Below are 21,441 nucleotides of genomic sequence, written 5' to 3'. Positions count from 1 at the left end.
CCAATGATAATCCGTGATCAATTGATCAGGTTTTTAAATGGCGCTTGGGTGCCAAATGGGTTGGTAGCCGTGGCCAAGCGCTTTCATGCTGGCAGGAGGCGTTACGCCAGTGCAAATCTCTGGCAGGTCATCGACGCTAAACCGTGATCTTGCATAGCCTTCGAAGCTCCAGCGAAGCAATTGCCCACCCTTTACTGCATACAATGCGCCCTCATGCGAAAGCACGAGGCCATCAACAATGTTCGATTTGTGGATAGTGTGACGGCGCTGTACTTTTCCCTCTAACCGCTCGCCATGAAGAACAGGGTCCATAAAGCCGACCTTCGGCGCTTCAGGCAGCCTTTCGGCACTTTGCCATGCTGCTTGATAGGCTTTGGCGGCTTTTCGGCGGCACTCAAAACACGGGCGATGGCCCGCTGCTAAAGCTGTTACTTCATCGAGAAAGAAAAGCTCCGTATAGCTATATCCCATTAAGGTGCGGTGGCGGTTGTTGAACTCTGTTACGCAGATGATCCAAGCCTTGTTTGCCCAACGACGATTGGTGAGTGTTTTCGTCTCAGGATCATGGATGCGCCCGCCACGATTGCCCATCATCGTCCCACGCGAAGGGGTTATATGGATGCAGCCTTCAGGGTCCATTCGGTTTTGCAGTGGCATTGTTGTATCCCCCAAAAAGCATGATCGTTTCACTATTCCATAGTTTTGCTTGGAATTTCACGAAACTGTTTCTAAAAAGGATAGACCAACAGGGGGACACGTGGCCATGCCAGTAATTACCGATATATACGACCTTCAAGCGCTTGCTAAAAAGCGGGTGCCTAAAATGTTTTATGAATATGCAGATACTGGCTCTTGGACCCAAAGCACCTATTTCGACAATGAAGCAGCATTGCAAAAGCAAAAGCTTCGCCAGCGGGTCGCCGTCAATATTGATAATCGTTCGGTGACAACCAAGATAATCGGTGAAGATGCCGTGATGCCTGTGGCACTTGGTCCGGTTGGAATGACCGGCATGCAGCACGCTGATGGTGAGATACTTGCGGCACAAGCTGCAGAAGAGTTTGGTGTGCCATTCACACTTACGACCATGTCGATCTGCTCAATTGAGGATGTGGCTGAACATACCAAAAACCCGTTTTGGTTTCAGCTCTATGTGATGCGTGATCGTGGTTTTTCCGAAAACTTGATGCGCCGCGCGCATGATGCCAATTGTTCTGCTTTGATGTTGACCCTTGATCTGCAAGTGTTAGGGCAGCGCCATCGGGATGTGAAGAACGGCCTTTCAACACCACCAAAGCCAACGCCGCGCGTTATGTTCGATCTTATGTTCAAGCCGCGCTGGGGCTTGAAGATGTTGCAGACCAAACGCCGTAACTTTGGCAATATTTTTGGTCATGTGTCTGGTGTTGAGGATATGTCCTCCTTGAGTGAATGGACGGCAAGTCAATTTGATCCGACCCTTGATTGGAACTCTGTAGAGTGGGTCAAAAAGCATTGGGATCGCAAGCTCATTCTTAAAGGCATCAATGACGTTGAAGACGCGAAGATTGCAGCAGATCTTGATGTGGATGCGATCGTCGTCTCAAACCATGGTGGGCGGCAGCTTGATGGCGCGCTTGCTTCTTACGATGTGCTGCGCGAAATCGTCGATGCGGTTGGCGATAAGGTCGATGTGCATTTTGATAGCGGCATACGCTCTGGCCAAGATGTTTTTCGTGCCATTGCGATGGGCGCAAAAAGCACTTTCATCGGGCGTTCTTATATCTATGGCCTTGGCGCGCTGGGAAAACCAGGTGTCACCAAGTCGCTTGAAATTTTACAGAAAGAACTGGATATCACGATGGGGCTATGTGGCGAAACCGACATTGCCAATGTCGGCCGCCATAACCTGGTTTTGAACGACTAGAGATAAGCCTTGAAAGGCGGGGAACACCTAGTCTTTCTTCAATACCTTCTCTAGCCCTTTTTCCCAATATGGATTGGCCCCGCCATAAAGTGAGGACAGGTAATCCAAGAATACGCGCACTTTCGTTGGTAGATACTGGCGGCTTGGGTAGATCGCGTAGACACCCACATTCCGTGACCCGCGATATTGTGGCAAGATGATTTTGAGTTTGCCGTTGGCAAGCTCCGCCCCCACATCCCATGTTGAGCGGTTGGCGATACCAAGGCCTGCAAGGGCTGCTTCCCGCACAACTTCGCTGGAATTGGTTTTGACTGAACCCTCTGGCTTGATTGTGACAGGACCATCCGGCCCAACCATGTTCCAAATATCTTGGCTGGCAGTTGCCAAACATTGGTGATTTGCCAAATCAGCTATGCTTTTTGGCTCACCATGTTTTTTGAGATATTCAGGTGATGCACATAAAATGCGTGTGTTTGCAGCCAGTTTCTTGGCCACGTGGCTTGAATCTTTAAGCTCAGCAATTCGTATCGCGATATCAACACCATCAGCAACCAAATCAACAAAGTCATCAGATAGGTCAAGGGTGATCGAGATGTCAGGATTTTTCGCTAAAAGCTGCGGCAAATAGGGTGCTATGTGCATGCGACCAAACGTTGTTGGTGCTGCAACCTTTAGCGTGCCGCGCACGGTCTCCGAACGCCTTGTCGCGTAGTTTTCAGCTTCCTCTACACTTGCCAGAATGTTCAAGATTCGTTCGTAGAAACCTTGCCCAACTTCAGTAAGTGCGATTTGCCGCGTGGTTCGTTGCAAAAGTCTAACGCCAAGTCTTTCCTCGAGGCGCTTCATTCTCTTCGATATTAGTGCTGGAGAAAACCCCAGCTCTCGTCCAGCAGCAGACATGCTGCCTGTCGCGACAACACGCGCGAAAATTTCAAAATCATGGAAATATGCCATTACCCGTATTTGTTCCCCTTGTAGGCGTGTGCATTATAGTGCATTTGCTCGCTCAATTAAAATTGAGAAAGCTCATGTATTCCAGTTTTTTTTGGTTCCCCCCAAAAAACATCGCACTAGCGAAATGTGTGTCATTCTGCGGTGCGGAATTAGGCCGCGGGCCTATCGTAATTCTTCCCTAGGGTCAACTGCCATGGTTTGCATCTTTTTCTCATACACCGGTAGATTGGAAGGAGTTTCCCAATTAAGCGATGCTTTTATTTTTGTTGGCAAAGATAGATGCTTTTGTTTGGCAATTTTGCGGCAAACCCTATAAATCTCTCCTTGTGTTCTTGCGTGGCTCGCATAATACCGCAAAGGTCCATTGCAAGCTGCATAGTTGATCAGCGTCGATTTGGAGAAAAAATGTCAGAGATTGAAATTCCAAAACCAAACCCAGACATTCTCGCAAGGCGGGATTCGATTGTAAATGGGTTATCGGCCCTCATACCTCACGATTGCTTGATAAGCGATGAACGCGAATTGGTGCCCTATGAAACGGATGCCTTTACTTCTTACAGGCGTGTTCCGTTGGCGGTAGTCTTGCCAGAAACCACTGAGCAGACAGCCGCAGTTTTAAAATATTGCGTTGAACAGGGGGTGCCTGTTGTGCCGCGTGGTGCTGGAACATCTCTGGCTGGAGGCGCGATCCCGCAAGAAGATGCGGTTGTGATCGGCGTTTCAAAAATGAACCAAGTGCTTGATGTTGATTTCGCCAATAGAATGGCGCGGGTACAAGCCGGCGTGACCAATCTTCGCGTGTCGGAGCATGTGGGGCCGGATGGCTTCTTTTATGCGCCAGATCCTTCATCGCAACTTGCTTGCACAATCGCAGGCAATATCGGCATGAACTCGGGCGGGGCACACTGTCTAAAATATGGTGTCACGACAAATAATCTAATGGGCATCAAAATGGTGATGCTAGACGGCACCATCGTTGATATTGGTGGTGAGGCGCTTGATGCACCTGGCTATGACTTGCTTGGTTTAATGTGCGGGTCTGAAGGGCAGCTGGGTATTGTAACGGAAGCTGTTGTTAGAATTTTGCACAAGGCTGAAGGCGCACGGCCTGTTCTGTTTGGCTTTGATGATCCAACGGTCGCAGGTGCTTGTGTCGCGGATATTATTGCCGAAGGTATCGTGCCAGTTGCCATTGAATATATGGACAAAGAAGCCATTCATATCTGCGAAGAATTCGCCCATGCTGGTTACCCACTCGAAGTGGAAGCGTTGCTCATCGTAGAGGTTGAAGGCTCTGAGGTTGAGATGGATGCAATGCTTGCGCGCATTGTCGAGATTGCGAAACGTAATAATGTTGCCACCATCAAAGAAAGCCAATCCGCGATGGAAGCCGCTGCCATTTGGAAAGGCCGCAAATCGGCCTTTGGCGCAACGGGTCGTGTTGCTGACTATATCTGTATGGATGGCACCGTACCGCTTTCAAAACTTGACCATGTGTTGAAAGAAACGACGAAAATTATCGAGCATTATGGCCTGCGCGTTGCCAATGTTTTCCACGCTGGTGATGGCAATATGCACCCGTTGATCTTGCACAATGTGAACGATCCTGAAGAGCGGATGAAAGCGCAGCTTGCAGGCGATGATATCTTGAAGCTTTGTGTTGACGTTGGAGGCTGCCTCACAGGTGAGCACGGTGTCGGCATCGAAAAACGCGATCTAATGCTGCACCAATTTGACCAAGTTGATCTCGATCAACAAATGGCTGTTCGTGCTGTTTTTGATCCGAACTGGCTCATGAACCCTGCGAAAGTCTTCCCGCTTGATGCAAGGGGCGATGATAAAGATAAAAAGAAGAAGGCTGCGGCATGATTACCCACGCACCAAAGACTGAAGAAGAAGCAGCAAAAATCATTCAAGAAGCCACAGCAGCGGGAACGCGGTTGCGCATTCAAGGGGGTGGCACGCGTTCTTCTATCGGACAAAACATCACAACCGATGAAGTGCTTTCGACCAAAAACTTATCTGGCATTAGCCTGTATGAGCCGGGCGAAATGGTGTTGGCGGCGAAAGCTGGTACACCAGTGGCCGAGATACAAAAGGCCTTAGCAGACAATAAACAAATGCTGACGTTTGAGCCGATGGATCATAGCGCTTTGCTTGGCACGAAAGGTTCGCCGACAATTGGTGCCGTTGTTGCTGGCAATATTTCAGGCCCACGCCGCATCTACGGCGGTGCTGCGCGCGATAGCCTCATCGGTGTTCGCTTCGTCAACGGCAAAGGCGAGATTATCAAAAATGGTGGCCGCGTTATGAAGAACGTGACGGGCCTTGATCTTGTGAAGCTACAGGCCGGTGCATGGGGCACGCTGGGGCTTTTAACGGAAGTCATCTTTAAGCTGCTGCCTGCACCAGACCGTGTTGCGACGTTGATGTTCAAAGGGCTTGATGATGAAACTGCAATACAAGCGCTTTGTGCTGCCGCTGGAACGCCGTTTGAACCAACAGGACTTGCGCATTTGCCCGCTTGTATTGGCGACAAAGGTCCACGCACACTCATACGGGTTGAAGGCTTTGATGAACAAGTAAGCTATCGTTTGGCTGAGCTTCAAAAAGCTCTCGCGAACTATGGTGAGGCGAGTGTCGTTGAAGGCAAGACGCAGGGCGATCTTTGGGCGAGTGTTCGTGATGTCACATTTCTTACAGAGCCAAAGAACAAAGCCATCTGGAAATTGTCTGTGCGTCCAACATCAGCGCCGAATACGATTGCAGTGATAGAGCAGGCGATTGACTGCACCTATTATTTTGATTGGTCTGGCGGCTTGGTTTGGCTTGCTATTGATGAAGAAGATGATGCCGGCGTTGAGACTGTTCGTAATGCAGCCAATGCAGCAGAAGGTTATGCAACGCTCATTCGTGGATCTGAAGAGTTGAGATCCCGCATTGATGTGTTTGAACCTCAAATAGAGCCCTTAAAAGTGGTCTCTCATGGCATTAAGAAAAGTTTTGACCCTGCCGGTGTGTTGAACACTGGGCTCATGGTTGCAGAAGGATAGGGACTGAATATGCAAACGAATTTTAGCCCTGACCAATTAAAAGACAGCCATACTGCGCATTCTGAAAAGATTTTGCGAAGCTGTGTTCATTGTGGTTTTTGCACGGCGACATGCCCGACTTATCTCACTTTAGGCGATGAACTCGACAGTCCACGCGGTCGCATTTATCTGATTAAAGAAATGTTGGAGAACGATCGTCCGGCAGACGCAAAAACCGTCAAACATATCGACCGCTGTTTGTCCTGTCTTTCTTGCATGACCACTTGCCCATCTGGCGTGCATTACATGCATCTGGTTGATCATGCTCGCGCCCATATCGAAAACACCTATAAACGCCCGTTTATGGATCGGTTGATCCGTACGATCTTGGCAAATGTGCTGCCTTATCCAAGCCGCTTTAGAACAGCCACCAAATTGGCAAAATTGGGCAAGCCCTTTGCAGGTGTAATGAAATCTATCCCGATGACAGAGCGCTTTGGTGCCATGTTGGATTTAGCACCTTCGTCGTTGCCTGAGAAAACTGACGCCGTTGGCCCGAAAGTCTATGAAGCCACGGGTCAAAAACGCGGGCGTGTTGCAATCCTATCTGGCTGTGCCCAGCCTGTATTGCAGCCGGGCACCAATGAAGCGACCATCTCTTTGTTGAAGCGGTTGGACATTGAAGTCGTCCTGCCAAAGGGTGAGGGCTGTTGCGGTGCGCTCGTTCATCACATGGGTAAAGAAGATGCAGCGCTTGTTTCGGCTCGCCAAAATGTTGATGCATGGACGGCGGAAATAGAGGGCGATGGCCTCGATGCGATTGTGATCACCGCCTCAGGCTGTGGCACGACAATCAAGGATTACGGCCACATGCTGCGTGATGATGCGGCTTATGCCCAAAAGGCGAAAAAGGTATCAGCTCTTGCAAAAGATATTGTCGAATATCTAAGCGAGACAGAATTGCCAACGCCAGCATTCAAGCCAGAGATAAAGCTCGCTTATCATTCGGCCTGTTCAATGCAACATGGTCAGAAGATCACGATGCAGCCAAAGAACTTGTTGCGTGCTGCCGGGTTTGCTGTGTCAGATGTGCCTGAGGGGCATTTGTGTTGCGGGTCGGCTGGCACGTACAACATTATGCAGCCAGAAATCGCAGGCAAATTGCGTGATCGCAAAATCAAGAACATCAAAAGCATCAAACCGGATATGATTGCGGCAGGTAACATTGGCTGCATCACGCAAATTGCAAATGGCATGGCGGATGATGGGGCCAATATTCCAATCGTGCATACCATCGAATTGCTCAACTGGGTTTATGGCGGGGAAATCCCGACAGTCGTTGCGAAGAATGGCTTAGATAAACGGGTAGCAACAATTGCAGAAGCGGCTGAATAAGGCGCAGGATAAAAACACGCATAAATAAAAAAGCCCCGACGTGAATGTCGGGGCTTTTTTGTTTTTAGGGTTCAAAAGTAATCGTTAGATTACAACAACCTTTGCGCCGAGTTTTACCCGTGGGTAAAGATCGCTAACATCCTCATTGCGCATACGGAAGCAGCCTGATGAAACAGCCTGACCGATTGTCCAAGGCGCATTGGTGCCGTGGATGCGGTAAAGGGTGGAGCCGAGGTAGATACCGCGTGCGCCCATTGGGTTTTCAACACCACCTGGCATGAAAGCAGGCAAGATGCGGCCTTTTTTACGTTCGCGGGCAATCATTTCTGCTGGCGGACGCCATGATGGCCATTCTGCTTTACGGGTTACGCGTTCAGAGCCTGTCCAGCCGAAGCCTTGTTTGCCAACACCAACGCCGTATCTGCGCGCTTCACCATTGCCCAATACGAGATATAGGTAACGGCTTGTCGTATCGATCACGATCGTGCCTGGTTTTTGATTGGTATTATATTCAACAACTTGTGGCAAAAAGCGCTTAGGTAATTCGCGGCTACGTTGTGTTGTTGAATAACGCTGCTGTTTCTTCTTCGTGCGAAGGGAAGCACCCGTTGCAAGCGCGGAAGTGGAATAACCATGTTTAGCGCGTTTGTTCTTGCGATTTTGGCGTTTTTGACGCGCAAAGGATTTAGAAGATCGAGTAACCACTTTCGCGCTACGCGGTGTGGTTAGTTGTAATTGCCATGGTTCTGTTAAATCAGGACTTAGAACAACAGGAGGTTGTTCCCCGTAGCGGCTTCCTGCTTCTGCCGGCGCAATTAACATTGCACCGCCCATGAGTATTCCGAGACCCGCAAGGGTCAAACGGGATAAGGTTTTTTCAAACATGTGACGTACTCTCTACAATTCGTCTCAAACAAAGGGCGCCAAAAACACAGCGCCTTGCCAATAGAGTACGTGAAGCAGGGCGCTAAATAGTAAACGTTTGCCCGCCTCACGCAGCTGTGAGCCGTAAATCATCGCTTAAGGTTAGCAAATGGTTGGGAAGAATGGTTAACGAAACTTGCTGGTTTTATCGCCTGAAACCTTGCCAGAAGCCTTTATTAGAAACCTTGTCAGGCAACTTAGCTTTGCGGCTCAATCAAGTTGAGCCGCTTTAGGCAGTCATGCATTACTGTTGGCAAAATTTTCGCAACTTGCGACTTAGACATGCCCGGCTTGATCCGTGGGTCGTACAATATATTCATCAAGACCTGATCATGGACTGTAAAGCTGGAATGCTGCGAGGCTGTGTTGAAAATGCTGAAATTCTTGTTGCCACGATCAGCGAGAGGGCCGAGGCCCTGCAAGATTTCTTCAACCATGCAGCGCTGGAATAAGCGCTCGCCATCATCGGAACGGATAACGACATCAGTCGAGCCAATGCTGTTCGCATTTTTAGAGGCCAGCACCCGAACGAAGCATTTGCCACGCACAGGTTTGCGAGCGCCACCGTAAATTTCATTGCGGATGACATCGGCATATTGATCTTTATCGACAACGTGGATGCGGAAATTTGCTTGTTGTGGATTAGATACCACGGAGGTTTTCAAGCCAGCGATTTTTGTCGGCAGGCTCCAGACGAAACCTTTTATGGCTTGTCTACGATCAAGTTTTGAATGATTGATGATTGCAAAGCGGACAGTGGAATCATATTTTTTTACGGAACGCCCAAATTTGCTGTTCCCACCATATTCCGCCGACATAACGACACGCATGAAATCTCGTTTGATGACCTTTTGATCAATCGTTATGTTGTCTGCCTGAGCATTTGTGAGAATAACGGGTGAAAAAATAAGTATAAGTACAGCACATAAAGTATTAAATACTCTGTTTTCCTGAGGAGTATTGTAAAAAATATCCATTTTTTGCAGAAAATTAATTACGCAAGAATGCAGTTTGTGACGTGCCATCATTTATGTTTTTCTTATTAAATTAGCCACTTCGAGAAGATTTGCATGTGATTTTTCAAATTTCAAGGGTGGAACAACAATTGTTGCTGAATTGATGAAATTAAGTCGAGCTTAACGTTTTCACCTGTATTTTGATGTTATCGCTACAAAAAAAAGATTATCTGATGAAATCCAAAGTATATCGTTTTGAATCCTTCTCACGCAATGAGCCGCAAAGCACACCGTCTGAAGGTGGTAGTTTTGATAATGATCAGCTTAAAACGATAATGGATGAATTGGCGGTATTGAAATCTCATATCTGTCCATTGACTGAACAATCAGACGGTAGCAAGGCTCCTCAAACTAACTCGAGCATAGCTGAAGCCATCGGTATCAAGAACGAACTTGATCAGATTTACGAGGCGATTGCTAAAACTAAAGCTGAGATTGCCTCAATAAACAGCGCTGGTATGCAACAGTCTGGCAGCACTCCAGAAGATGAGTTGGATGCGGTTGTTAGCGGCACTGAATCTGCAACAAACCAAATTCTTAACGCGGTAGAACAGGTGGAAGCTGATGCAACCACGCTTGCAAACACGCTGGTTGGGGATGAAGGCTTGATCGCCGTGAACATCCAAGAAAAAGTTCTCTCGATTTATGAAGCTTGTAACTTCCAAGATATTACCGGCCAACGGATTACCAAAGTGGTTGAAGCTCTTCGGTTCGTGTCTGAACGGACCGACCGTATGATCGAGATTTGGGGTGGTATGGATTCCTTCGAAGGTGTCGAAGCGGAATCAATGGATACCCGCGAAGGTGATGATCGCCTTAAGAATGGCCCATCGCTTGAAACAGACGATAATGTTGCATCTCAAGATGATATCGACGCTCTTTTTGGATAATTCCATCTTGCAGCTTTAGCCTCAGCGCTTATGCTCGCCCAAATTGACGGGAGAGCATTATGACAACATCCAATATTCAAAATCGTTGCTGGTGGCCGGGCGAAGACCCCGAATATGTGCGCTATCATGATTATGAATGGGGAAACCCTGTCACGGATGACACGAGGCTGTTTGAAAAAATCTGCCTTGAAGGATTTCAGTCCGGCCTGTCGTGGCTCACCATCTTGCGTAAACGTGAAAACTTCCGTTCAGCTTTTGCAGGTTTTGAAATTACCAAGGTTGCAGGCTTCACCGAGGACGATATTGAGCGACTGGTTTTAGATGCGGGCATTATTCGCCATCGCGGTAAAATTAAATCCACCATCAATAATGCGAAACAAGCCTTGAAGATGCAGCAAGAGTTCGGGTCACTGGCGGCCTATTTTTGGCGCTTTGAAGAAGAAGCGCAAAAAGGGCGTCCAGCGAAAATGACGAAGGCGGATATACCGGGCTTTACGGAAACATCGACGAAAATATCTAAAGATTTGAAAAAGCGTGGTTGGTCATTTGTCGGGCCAACGACGGTTTATGCATTCATGCAGGCAATGGGCATGGTGAATGACCATGTGGACGGTTGCGATTGTTGGGCCATCGTTGAAGAAAAGCGGGCAGCGTTAAAACGGCCTGTTACATAATTAATCATCGCTATTTCAAGGTGTCGTCATGGTAAGCAGTACCTTGCAGCGGTCGGCCTTATCGGCTAGGAAAGCGGCAACAATTTAGAGTGCCTCAGAGCCAAGTCGAAAGCCATCATGTCAGCTAAGAAAAACAAAGAGAAAAAGCCAAAAGCTCGTCTGCCGCGTGGTTTTGTGGATCGCTCCGCTTCCGACATTCGCGCGACTGATGAAATGATCGCAAAAATTCGCGAAGTTTATGAGCGTTATGGCTTTGATCCGGTGGAAACGCCGATGTTTGAATATACGGATTGTTTGGGCAAGTTTTTGCCAGATACAGATCGGCCAAACGCGGGCGTGTTCTCCGTTCAAGATGACGACGAACAATGGATGAGCCTTCGCTATGACATGACGGCACCACTTGCGCGCCATGTGGCAGAAAACATCAACGAAATTCAAATGCCGTTCCGCACCTATCGCCAAGGCTATGTGTTCCGCAATGAAAAACCGGGACCGGGTCGTTTCCGTCAGTTCATGCAGTTCGACGCGGACAGCATCGGCGCACCGGGTGTGCAGGCAGATGCTGAAATGTGCATGATGATGGCCGACACCATGGAAGCCCTCGGCATTGCGCGTGGCGATTATGTCATCCGCGTCAACAACCGCAAAGTGCTTGATGGGGTGATGGAAGCAATCGGCCTCGGCGGTGATGAAAACACAGAACGTCGTCTCACTGTGCTTCGCGCGATTGATAAGCTCGATAAATTTGGCGTTGAAGGCGTGAAGCTTCTGCTTGGTGAAGGCCGCAAAGATGAGAGTGGGGACTTTACTGAAGGTGCGAAGCTGGACGCTGCTGGTATTGATAAAGTCATCGGCTATACCGATGGGAGCCAGACAATTGAAGGTGAGGGGCAATCTGAACTTGATCAGATGCAAAGCCTTTTCGATCATGCAGGTTATGGTTCAGACCGTATCAAGATCGACCCATCCGTCGTCCGTGGTCTCGAATATTACACAGGCATGGTCTATGAGGCAGAGCTCCTGTTCGACGTCACCAATGAAAAAGGTGAAAGCGTTCAGTTTGGTTCTGTCGGCGGTGGTGGTCGTTATGATGGATTGATCAAACGCTTCACGGGCCGCGATGTGCCGGGCACTGGGTTTTCAATCGGCGTGTCGCGTTTGGTGACCGCGCTTAAAAACCTTGGCAAGCTTGGCACCTCTGACGTGACAGCCCCTGTGCTCGTCACTGTTATGGATGGCAACACGGAAGCGCTTGGCGAATATCAAAAGATGGTGCAGCAATTGCGCGGTGAAGGCATTCGCGCTGAGATGTATCAAGGTAATTGGAAGAAGTTCGGCAATCAGCTGAAATACGCAGACCGTCGCGGTTGCCCGATTGCCATCATCCAAGGATCAGACGAGCGCGAAGCAGGTAAAATCCAAGTCAAAGATTTGATTGAAGGCCGCAAGCAAGCAGACGCTATCGCCTCCAACGAAGAGTGGCGCGAGACCCGTCCGGGCCAATTTGAAATTGCAGCTGATGATCTGATTTCAGAAGTGAAAAAACTTCTGGCAGAGCAGGCGAAAGGCTAACAGGTGTCCACTCTCAACACCCTTACCAAGCTTTTCCAGTCTTACGGATATGCGTCGGTGGAACCAGCCATTCTGCAACCTGCTGACCCGTTTTTAAACGCGGCGGGTGAAGCGCTGCGCCGTCGTTTGTTCGTTACGCAAAGTGCAAATGGTGAGGCTTTATGTTTGCGCCCAGAATTCACGATACCCGTTTGTATTGAGCATAAGGGTGGCGCTGCTAAATATTGTTATGAGGGTACCGTTTTTCGTCAGCGCGAAGAGCAACCAGTAGAATTTGCTCAGGCAGGTGTGGAAGCTTTAGGCGATACAGACTTTGCGAAAGCAGACGCCGAAATGGTGCGCCTTGCATTGGAAGCCGTTCAAAGCGTGAGTGATTGCCAGCCAGAAATTCGTATCGGTGATCCCGCCTTTTTCGACGCCTTGGTGCAGCCGATTGGCCTTTCAGATACATGGCGTGACAGGCTCACTCGTTCCTTCGGTGATGATGAATTAGTTACCAAAGTTTTAGAGCGGATGGATACGCCCGTTACTGCCTCGGCTACTGGCGACGAAGGTGAGAGCTTGGAAGAGGTGACGGCAAAAGTCAGCGCGATGATCACCAGCCATGGCCTTGGCAGCGCTGAGGGTCGAAGTGCAGAAGAAATCGCCGCTCGCTTTATCAAAACCCGCCAATCTCAAGCAGACGTGCCCGGCCAAGCAATTGGCTTATGCAAGCTGTTCCTCGAACTTGAATGTGATGCATCAAGTGTCGCGCATACCTTTGAGGTCTTTAGCGAAGAGCACGAAATTGATTTCAGCCAAGCAATCTCTGGTTTCACAAATCGACTTGATGCAGGGCTTAATGATTTAAACGCCTCGATCAAATTCTCCGCAGGCTTTGGTCGTCGGCTTGATTATTACACAGGCTTTGTTTTTGAAATTTACGATGCCAATGATCGCGCAAAAGGCGCTCTTGCTGGTGGTGGTCGCTATGATCATCTGACAGAAATGCTTGGCGGCGAGAAGCTTCCAGCAGTCGGCTTCTCCTTATGGCTTGACCGGATGGAGGCACGCTCATGAGTGAGAAACTTGTCATTGCAATCCCGTCCAAGGGTCGTTTGAAAAAAGATACAGAAGCACTGTTTGAACAGGCAGGCTTTAAAGTTGGCTCGCCTTATGGTGAGCGCAATTATAGAGGGATTATTGAAGGGCACGACGGCGTTGAAGTCGCCTTCTTATCCGCCTCTGAGATCGCCCGCGAAGTAGCACGCGGTACGGTGCATATTGGTGTGACAGGCGAGGATCTCGTCAAAGAGAACATCGCCAATTATGACGCGACAACTTTGCAGCTCACACCGCTCGGCTTTGGCCATGCAGATGTTGTGGTGGCCGTTCCTGAATGCTGGATTGATGTGAACAGCATGGAAGACCTCGACGATGTCGCAGCGTCCTTCCGCCAACACTATGGTCGCCGCCTAAGGGTTGCGACGAAATACTGGAACCTGACACAGCGCTTTTTCGCAGGTCACGGCATTTCGGTTTATCGGATTGTTGAAAGCTTGGGCGCAACTGAGGGCGCACCGGCTGCTGGGCTTGCTGATGCGATTGTTGATATAACGTCAACTGGAAGTACGTTAAGGGCGAATTATCTCAAAATGCTCGATGACGGCGTTATGCTGAAATCTCAAGCCAACCTGTTTGCGTCAAAAACGGCGAATTGGTCAGGTGCTCATGCTGATTTAGCAAAAAACTTGGTGGTGTCGTTGGCTGAAGTTCTGCAACAATCGAGCGATGATAGCGATGTTAAAAAACTGGCAAATTCGGCAGGAAGTCGATTTTCATCGCTTATTGGGTGAGTTTTGAATAAACGCAGCATTATTTTTTCAATTTTAAAAAATTTAATACGACGTGCAACCAACGCCTTAGAGTAAAAGGTCTAGCTTTCCCTGACATGAGAGCCGTTTTACTGCTCGCTTTTCGGTTTATTCGATAGGGAATATAAGCATTTTTGCGTATGATGAAGGCTGAGAAAGTAATTTCTCATGGTAGAGGCCGTCTCGGGGGAAACGGCCTCTATGAAGCTAATGGAAAGTTCGGGGGTTCCCACAAGCCTCGTTGCGGAGTGTCTCACAAAGAAAACATCCGCCACATCTGTAAATATACGTGTTCACTAGAATTGTCTTAAAAAATTTACACTCACGAGTAGAGTCGGTGCAACAAAGAGCAAAAGTCTGTGGGTTTTTGCTTGTGTACCGCTCTTTTCGTGGAACTTAATATGGCTGAACACGGTTAGCGGAATGATTGAAAGTAAAACCAAGCCTGATAGGTGTTGCGATAAATTGCCACCTGTCGATAAGGCTGCAAAGGTTATCATGCCCTCATAGTCAAATAGTGTTTTGACGACAATTTGGTTTGGCAGGCCTGAATGGGTCAGATGATAAAATTGATAGAATGCTTGAGGTGATAAAGCGTGCAGCGTGCCGAAAAGTGCTAAGCCCAGTGCGCAATCAAAAGCCAAAACTAACCAGCCTGACAATCGCCGTTTCGACGCGATTGCTAGTACCTTGCGTGATTTCCAAACAATGATGAGGGCAAAGAGCGTGATCAATGTCCCGCTGATTGCCAACACACCAAGCCCCCCGAAGAAACCAAGGTCAAAAAAGCTGTCATCTGGATAGCCTGACAAGATCGCAATCCAAAGCGTTGGCGCTGAGGCCATCGCCATCAATAGGCTCGCTGGTAGTGCTATCGCCAAAAATGGAAGGCTGAAGGGTCGGCGCTTCACGAAAGGTGTTGCGGCAAAGCTTATGCATAAGGTTGCGACGAGTGCGGCTATGAAAAGTAATATTGTCATGCCGTTATTTAGCGATTGAAGATCACTGATGGCAAGAAAAAAGAGCGCTCAATAAGAGCGCCCTTAATCTTAGTTAGCTTTATGTGTAAGCTTAAGCTTACATCATGCCGCCCATACCGCCCATGTCAGGCATTGCAGGAGCGCCGCCACCAGCTGGCTCAGGCTTATCAGCAACCATTGCTTCTGTTGTGATCAACAATGATGAAACAGATGCAGCGTCTTGAAGAGCAGAGCGCACGACTTTCATTGGGTCAACAATACCCATTTCAATCATGTTGCCGAACTCACCAGTTTGTGCGTTGTAACCGAAGTTTGCGTCGTCAGATTCTGAGATCTTGCCAACAACGATAGAACCTTCGTCGCCTGCGTTTTCTGAGATTTGACGGATCGGAGCTTGAAGCGCACGACGTACAATGTTTACGCCAGCTTCTTGGTCCGCGTTTGCACCTTCAGCTTTAATAGACATTGAAGCGCGAAGGAGAGCAACACCGCCACCAGGGACGATACCTTCTTCAACCGCAGCGCGTGTTGCGTTCAACGCATCATCAACGCGGTCTTTCTTCTCTTTAACTTCGATTTCAGTAGCACCACCAACACGCAGAACAGCAACGCCGCCTGCAAGTTTAGCAAGACGCTCTTGAAGTTTTTCACGGTCGTAATCAGATGTTGTCTCTTCGATTTGAGCTTTAATCTGGTTTACACGGCCTTCGATGTCATCTTTAGAACCAGCACCGTCTACAACAGTTGTGTTCTCTTTAGAGATAGCAACTTTTTTCGCAGTACCGAGCATGTCGAGAGTAACTGTCTCAAGTTTGATGCCCATTTCTTCAGAAATCACTGTACCGCCTGTAAGGATTGCGATGTCTTCAAGCATAGCTTTACGACGATCACCAAAACCTGGAGCTTTAACAGCAGCCACTTTCAAGCCACCACGTAGTTTGTTCACTACGAGTGTTGCAAGTGCTTCACCTTCAACATCTTCTGCAATGATAAGCAGTGGACGTGAAGCTTGAACAGTTGCTTCCAAGATTGGGAGCATTGCTTGCAAGTTTGAAAGTTTTTTCTCGTGAAGAAGAATGAACGGGTCATCCAACTCTGTGAGCATTTTTTCTGAGTTTGTTACGAAATACGGTGAAAGGTAACCGCGGTCGAACTGCATGCCTTCAACAACTTCGAGTTCTGACTCGAGTGATTTAGCTTCTTCAACAGTGATAACGCCTTCATTGCCGACTTTTTGCATTGCGTGTGCAATGTCTTCGCCGATTGTTGAATCGCCATTTGCTGAAATTGTGCCAACTTGAGCAACTTCTTCAGTTGTTGTGATTGTTTTAGCCGCAGAACCGAGAGCTGCAACAACATCGCTAACAGCCATGTCGACACCGCGCTTAAGGTCCATTGGGTTCATGCCAGCAGCAACAGCTTTTGCGCCTTCTTTAACGATGGCTTGAGCCAAAACAGTCGCAGTTGTTGTACCGTCACCAGCAACGTCATTTGTTTTTGACGCTACTTCACGCACCATTTGTGCGCCCATGTTTTCGAACTTGTCATCAAGATCGATTTCTTTTGCAACAGACACACCATCTTTCGTGATGCGCGGTGCGCCGAAAGCTTTGTCTAGAACAACGTTACGACCTTTAGGGCCGAGTGTTACTTTTACAGCGTTAGCAAGAATGTCTACGCCGCGGATCATTGCGTCGCGCGCATCCGAACCGAATTTTACTTCTTTAGCCATTGGGCTACTCCAAATTTGTTATTTAAGCGGAAGAATGTGATGGGAAGGGATTAGCCTTCTACAACACCCATGATGTCGCTTTCTTTCATGATCAGCAGGTCGTCGCCGTCAATCCGGATTTCTGTGCCTGACCATTTGCCGAATAGAACTTGGTCACCAACTTTAACATCCATAGGGATAAGTGCATTGTCTTCACCACCGCGAGCGCCAGCGCCTACAGCAACAATTTCGCCTTCGCTTGGCTTTTCTTTAGCAGTATCTGGAATAATGATGCCGCCAGCGGTTTTTTCTTCTGAATCGACGCGGCGAACTACCACACGATCATGTAGGGGACGAAACTTCATGTCCGTTTTTCCTCTTTATACGATTGATGTTTACCGAAAGGCCGGCAAACGTACGCTCAAAATAAATTAGCACTCTACTTGTGTGAGTGCTAACAGCGCGGATTTATATGGATATGAGGGGAGCTTGTCAAGCTTCTATATGGCAGGATTAGCCCAAGGTTCAATCGTTTTCTTGAAGTATTGTTAACGACGAAACGGCGGTTATGCGGGGCCGTTTTCTTCGGCAATCAATCCGATAGCAGAAGATCCCAACCTTGTTTCTTGCGATAGATTGTCGACGGGCTAATTTGCAGAGCCGCGGCTGCGTGGGTGATGTTACCGTGGTACACGCCAAGCGCATCTTCAATAATCTGCCGTTCTTGGTCGGCAAATGGAATGATCGCATTGGTAGATGGTGTTGATGCCATATTCAAAGCTTGAGTATTTGTCGGGGAAGGCTCGATCAATAGGGTTTTTAACCGTTCCACTAAAGCGCTTTTGCTCACGGGTTTTGGAAAAAAGTCACAGCCACCCGCCCGCATTACATTCACAGCCATTGCCATGGACGGGCGATCGGACAGAACGATAATGGGTGATTGAAAACAGGTCTTAAGGCATTCAACGAATTCAACGCCTTGTCGATCTGCCATATCAAGAATGATCAAATTCGGTCTATTCGCCGTCAACGTCGCTTCAGGCGCGCTAAAGTGCGTAACCGAACATCTACATTGCTGCTCGATCTCGAGCATAATGTCATTGTGTTCGCCAAGAGTTGGAGAAACTAAGTGAATTTGTCGTTGATCTTGATGAAAATATTTTCTTGTCACGGGCCGTCGCAATATCTTTTTTTGAATTTGAGCCAGATACGCGAGACAGAGGCTAAGACTGAAGAACTAACCGTAAAATACAGCGATCTGTGTAAACAAATTATTGAAACGAAAAAAATAAAACCGATTAAATTTAAGAAAAGACCATCCCACTACTAAGCTGGAAGCTTAGCTGGCAAGTTTTTTACCGTGCGCGCGGCGATTGTGGTTTGATATTGCATCTGGTTTGACTTCACGAGGCGCAGCAAACAAGAAACCTTGTCCAAGGCTGATGTCAAAATCGAGCAGTTCAACGACTTCGCTCTCATTCTCCACATGATCGACAATGAGTTGAAGGCCATTGCGCGAAAGGAAGCGCGAGAAGTCTTCGGCATGAATTTCATTGATGCCTGTTTTCTTTGCAGCCAACAAAACCTGTGATGAGACTTTTACGTAATGGAAGCCAAGCGATACCAGTTTGAGGAAGTCCATCGATAGGTCCGTCACATTATCGATCGCAAACCGGAAGCCAAGGTTTTTCAAGGCTCGCAAGCTTTCTTCCTCAAGGGTGTCGATTTTCATGACGGTTTCTTGGTCAAATTCAAAAATTAAATGGTCAGCAAGATCCGGTTTGGCGCTTAGCAATTTTCTAAAATCATTGAAGAAGCTGCTGTCGGCAAGACTAGATGATGAAATGTTGCAGACAACAACCGCATCGCTTTTTCGAAGCAGCAGGCGCCGTAAGACTTGGATCGCGCGCACCAACAACATCTTGTCGAGTACAGGCATTGTGCCTGATTTTTTCGCAGAATGCATAAATTGCGCAGGTCGGATGAGTTCGCCCTTGTCATCGCGGATGCGTGATAACGCCTCATAAAATTTCGGTTTTCGTTGGGGAAGAGTGACGATTGGTTGTAGATATAAATCGACCTCATTTTTATCAACTGCTTCTTGAAGAGCTTTTAAAATTGGCGAATTTTCGCTGGTGAGGTTGTCCAGTTCGGTAGCTGGTTGGTCAGCTGGAATTTCGCCTAACCATTCACTTGCATCTGGCTCTGTCTTTTTACCAACAGTTGGTGGGGAAGATGATTTTTGGGGCGCTTTTTTGGTGCTTGATTTTGTTGTCGCATCTTGTGGGGAAGGCGATGCAACCGCAGCAACAGGTGCGGGCGCTGCTTCTAGCTCCCCCATCCGCGCTTCAACTGCAACGGTGCTTTCAGCCAACTGTTTGATGAGAGTGCTGATAACTTCAAGCTCTCTTGCCAGCGGCTCCAGTTCCTTGCGCGTTACCGTTTTGATTGCTTTACGAAGACCCGCCAGTTCGTTGCTAACCCTGTCCACGCCGTTTGCGTTTTGGGCTTCTGCCAGTGCTAAATCATGAATGCGAGAAAGAAGAGCGCGGTGGACGATGGCTTTCCATACAAAAAGATATCCGACTAATTGGATAACCAAAAAGCACATACCCGTCATTGTGGCTTCAAACCCTGTAAGGCTCAAATGTGCCCAAACGGAATAACCAAGTGACGCAGAAATGACCACCATGCACGCACAGATAAAAAGGTTTTTTGCTAAGTTCAACCGACCACGACCCTACGCACATTCTCAAAGTTCGATGCTATTTTGCGTTAACCCACGAAAACATACAGTCCAGCACCGAATCACCCATTCCAACTACGCCATACTTGCCGCCCTAGAACAAGTGATTGGGGCTAGTTGAAATCATGGAAAGCTATCATTCCACAAACGGTTCTGCTAAAGCGCGATCTAAATTGTTCTGATCCTGCGATAGTACTTGTTTAAAAACGAATGTAGGACACCCAACCATCCTTAATTGAGGAATTGAATATGACCTTGCTGCCCGTCCCTTTGGTTGATGGATTATCAAATCTCAATGAGGCTTATGATTTGGTACTGTGTGATGTTTGGGGTGTTATTCATAATGGCATTTCAGTGTTCAATGCGGCACCTGATGCGCTTGCAAAATTCCGCCAACAAGAAGGCAAGCATGTCATCCTGCTCACCAATGCACCACGGCCAGCGTGGTGGATTAAGTGCCAGCTCGATGAACTTGGTGTGCGCTCTGATGCTTACGATGACATTGTTACATCTGGCGATGTTACGCGCCTTGATATTGCAAACCGAGATGCGCAAAAAGTTTACGCGTTAGGGCCAGAAAAAGATTTGAATTTTTACGACGATTTGCCAATCGATCTAGTGGATGCAAAAGAGGCTGAAGTAGTGTCCGTAACAGGCCTAATTGATGATGCGACAGAAACGCCTGACGACTACGATGAGATGTTGAACGATTTCTTGAAACGCGGTCTTTCAATGATTTGCGCCAACCCTGATATTGTTGTCGAACGCGGCGATAAACTGATTTATTGCGGCGGTGCATTGGCGCAAAAGTATAAACAAATGGGCGGCGAAGCCCTCTATTTCGGCAAGCCTTACGCGCCAATCTATAACCGCGCGCTTGAACGTGGTGCAGAACTGGTTCGCCAAGGTTTGGATAAACAGCGGGTTCTTGCTGTGGGTGACGGTATTGCAACTGATGTTAAAGGAGCGGGCGACAATGGTCTTGATTGCCTGTTCGTTACGGCCGGCATTCATAGCGCAGAAAATGGACCGCTTGCTCATCCGACACCAGAAAACGTGGCGCAATTCCTTGATGAACATAAGCAAAAAGCCAAGGCATTTTTGCCTCGGCTTATTTGGTAATTTGTTGATGCTCGAAAGTGTTCACTTAAGGGAAATGTGAATCGACTTCGTCTTGCTTAATGCCTGAATCACCAAGGGCAGGGCCATTTAGAAGACCAGTCAACAAGCTTTCGCCAGTTGGGCGAGATCCGCCGTCGTCTTCATTTTTCTGCTGGTTGTCCATTCGGTCAACGATACATTTGATCTGCTCATCAATAATATTGAGAGTTTTCACAACTTTAGAGATCCGTTGCCCTGTGATGTCTTGGAAAGAGCAAGCTTCGAAAATTTCGATAACTTTGTCATTCACCATCGCGGTGTAAGCCTCAGGATCACTTGTATCGCCACCCATAATAGTTTCGGCAGCTTCCATGATCGTGTTGGTAGCACCTTCTGTTGCTTCCACAATAGCATCAAGCTCTAGACCCGCTTGAGGGATATGTTCGTCATGCATTTCGTCTGCGCGAAAATCTGCCAAATCTCTTTTCGTATCAGAGATTTGGTAAGAAATTTTGCGTAGCTCTTCAAATGTCTGCTGATCATTCCCTTTGAGGATATCGAGCATACTGTCTGTCATCAATTCAGCGAGCCGAACGATGTCATTCAGATGGATACTATCTTGCTTCTCACGCTTCAAAAAATGTTTGATGCGCGTTATGTCCAGTTGAGCTGACATTCACCTGCTCC

18 protein-coding genes and 3 pseudogenes are annotated in these 21,441 nt (G+C 48.0%); 10 read left to right on the top strand and 11 right to left on the bottom strand.

Going from position 1 to position 21,441, the window contains the following annotated elements; genetic code table 11:
• Positions 1-33 precede the first annotated feature (33 nt).
• On the bottom strand, positions 34-657 hold the full coding sequence (locus ABJO30_12525) for a hypothetical protein (GenBank protein MEP3233643.1): 624 nt from the start codon (positions 655-657) through the stop codon (positions 34-36).
• 106 nt (positions 658-763) lie between these two features.
• Between ABJO30_12525 and ABJO30_12520 the strand changes: the two genes are divergently transcribed.
• Positions 764-1,906: an alpha-hydroxy acid oxidase gene (locus ABJO30_12520; GenBank protein ID MEP3233642.1), complete on the top strand. Its 1,143-nt coding sequence runs from the start codon at positions 764-766 to the stop codon at positions 1,904-1,906.
• Between the two features lie 27 nt (positions 1,907-1,933).
• On the opposite strand, the gene ABJO30_12515 is transcribed toward ABJO30_12520, so the two are convergent.
• Positions 1,934-2,860, bottom strand: a complete 927-nt coding sequence (locus ABJO30_12515; GenBank protein MEP3233641.1) for a LysR family transcriptional regulator — start codon at positions 2,858-2,860, stop codon at positions 1,934-1,936.
• A 405-nt stretch (positions 2,861-3,265) separates the two neighbouring features.
• Here ABJO30_12515 and ABJO30_12510 point away from each other — a divergent pair, with 405 nt between their 5' ends.
• From ABJO30_12510 to glcF, 3 genes are read left to right on the top strand one after another with little or no spacing between them, the layout of a single operon-like run.
• Positions 3,266-4,729, top strand: coding sequence for an FAD-linked oxidase C-terminal domain-containing protein (locus ABJO30_12510; protein ID MEP3233640.1), 1,464 nt, complete (start codon positions 3,266-3,268; stop codon positions 4,727-4,729).
• Positions 4,726-5,913, top strand: coding sequence for an FAD-binding protein (locus ABJO30_12505; protein ID MEP3233639.1), 1,188 nt, complete (start codon positions 4,726-4,728; stop codon positions 5,911-5,913). The genes ABJO30_12510 and ABJO30_12505 overlap by 4 nt, the downstream gene beginning before the upstream one ends.
• Before the next feature lie 9 nt (positions 5,914-5,922).
• The gene (gene glcF, locus ABJO30_12500; GenBank protein ID MEP3233638.1) at positions 5,923-7,287 is read left to right on the top strand and encodes a glycolate oxidase subunit GlcF; all 1,365 of its coding nucleotides are present in this window, start codon (positions 5,923-5,925) and stop codon (positions 7,285-7,287) included.
• A gap of 84 nt (positions 7,288-7,371) precedes the next feature.
• Here glcF and ABJO30_12495 read toward each other — a convergent pair whose 3' ends face one another.
• On the bottom strand, positions 7,372-8,121 hold the full coding sequence (locus ABJO30_12495; GenBank protein MEP3233637.1) for a L,D-transpeptidase: 750 nt from the start codon (positions 8,119-8,121) through the stop codon (positions 7,372-7,374).
• A 287-nt stretch (positions 8,122-8,408) separates the two neighbouring features.
• A complete protein-coding gene (locus ABJO30_12490) occupies positions 8,409-9,188 on the bottom strand; it encodes a DUF2927 domain-containing protein (protein MEP3233636.1) in 780 nt (259 codons plus the stop codon).
• A 212-nt stretch (positions 9,189-9,400) separates the two neighbouring features.
• Between ABJO30_12490 and ABJO30_12485 the strand changes: the two genes are divergently transcribed.
• The 5 genes and pseudogenes from ABJO30_12485 (at position 9,401) to hisG (ending at position 14,066) form a co-directional block, all read left to right on the top strand.
• Complete coding sequence (locus ABJO30_12485; GenBank protein ID MEP3233635.1) at positions 9,401-10,117, top strand: protein phosphatase CheZ; 717 nt, start codon at positions 9,401-9,403, stop codon at positions 10,115-10,117.
• A gap of 59 nt (positions 10,118-10,176) precedes the next feature.
• On the top strand, positions 10,177-10,791 hold the full coding sequence (locus ABJO30_12480) for a DNA-3-methyladenine glycosylase I (GenBank protein MEP3233634.1): 615 nt from the start codon (positions 10,177-10,179) through the stop codon (positions 10,789-10,791).
• Positions 10,792-10,908: 117 nt separating this feature from the next.
• Positions 10,909-12,363 (top strand): histidine--tRNA ligase, encoded by a 1,455-nt coding sequence (gene hisS / locus ABJO30_12475; protein MEP3233633.1) that lies wholly within the window; start codon positions 10,909-10,911, stop codon positions 12,361-12,363.
• Positions 12,364-12,366: 3 nt separating this feature from the next.
• Positions 12,367-13,422, top strand: coding sequence for an ATP phosphoribosyltransferase regulatory subunit (locus tag ABJO30_12470; GenBank protein ID MEP3233632.1), 1,056 nt, complete (start codon positions 12,367-12,369; stop codon positions 13,420-13,422).
• Positions 13,419-14,066: pseudogene (gene hisG / locus ABJO30_12465) on the top strand (ATP phosphoribosyltransferase). The gene ABJO30_12470 and the pseudogene hisG overlap by 4 nt, the downstream one beginning before the upstream one ends.
• Positions 14,067-14,512: 446 nt before the next feature.
• Here the strand turns inward: hisG and ABJO30_12460 are convergent.
• The 6 genes and pseudogenes from ABJO30_12460 to ABJO30_12435 form a co-directional block, all read right to left on the bottom strand.
• On the bottom strand, positions 14,513-15,067 hold the full coding sequence (locus tag ABJO30_12460) for a hypothetical protein (GenBank protein ID MEP3233631.1): 555 nt from the start codon (positions 15,065-15,067) through the stop codon (positions 14,513-14,515).
• Positions 15,068-15,293: 226 nt separating this feature from the next.
• Positions 15,294-16,928 carry a chaperonin GroEL gene (gene groL, locus ABJO30_12455; protein ID MEP3233630.1) on the bottom strand — a complete coding sequence of 545 codons (1,635 nt, stop codon included), beginning with the start codon at positions 16,926-16,928 and terminating at the stop codon, positions 15,294-15,296.
• 50 nt (positions 16,929-16,978) lie between these two features.
• Positions 16,979-17,272, bottom strand: coding sequence for a co-chaperone GroES (locus ABJO30_12450; GenBank protein MEP3233629.1), 294 nt, complete (start codon positions 17,270-17,272; stop codon positions 16,979-16,981).
• Between the two features lie 227 nt (positions 17,273-17,499).
• Positions 17,500-17,634, bottom strand: a pseudogene (locus ABJO30_12445) (helix-turn-helix domain-containing protein).
• A 105-nt stretch (positions 17,635-17,739) separates the two neighbouring features.
• Positions 17,740-18,000: pseudogene (locus tag ABJO30_12440) on the bottom strand (response regulator).
• 246 nt (positions 18,001-18,246) lie between these two features.
• Positions 18,247-19,599 (bottom strand): EAL domain-containing protein, encoded by a 1,353-nt coding sequence (locus tag ABJO30_12435; protein ID MEP3233628.1) that lies wholly within the window; start codon positions 19,597-19,599, stop codon positions 18,247-18,249.
• A gap of 303 nt (positions 19,600-19,902) precedes the next feature.
• Between ABJO30_12435 and ABJO30_12430 the strand changes: the two genes are divergently transcribed.
• Positions 19,903-20,775, top strand: coding sequence for a TIGR01459 family HAD-type hydrolase (locus ABJO30_12430; protein MEP3233627.1), 873 nt, complete (start codon positions 19,903-19,905; stop codon positions 20,773-20,775).
• A gap of 25 nt (positions 20,776-20,800) precedes the next feature.
• Here the strand turns inward: ABJO30_12430 and ABJO30_12425 are convergent, their stop codons facing one another.
• Positions 20,801-21,430: a protein phosphatase CheZ gene (locus tag ABJO30_12425; protein ID MEP3233626.1), complete on the bottom strand. Its 630-nt coding sequence runs from the start codon at positions 21,428-21,430 to the stop codon at positions 20,801-20,803.
• Between the last annotated feature and the right edge of the window lie 11 nt (positions 21,431-21,441).

Source organism: Hyphomicrobiales bacterium (genome assembly GCA_039973685.1).
GTDB lineage: Bacteria > Pseudomonadota > Alphaproteobacteria > Rhizobiales > JACESI01 > JACESI01.
Note: the sequence above shows the minus strand (reverse complement) of the source record. Positions and strands in the feature narration are given on the sequence as shown.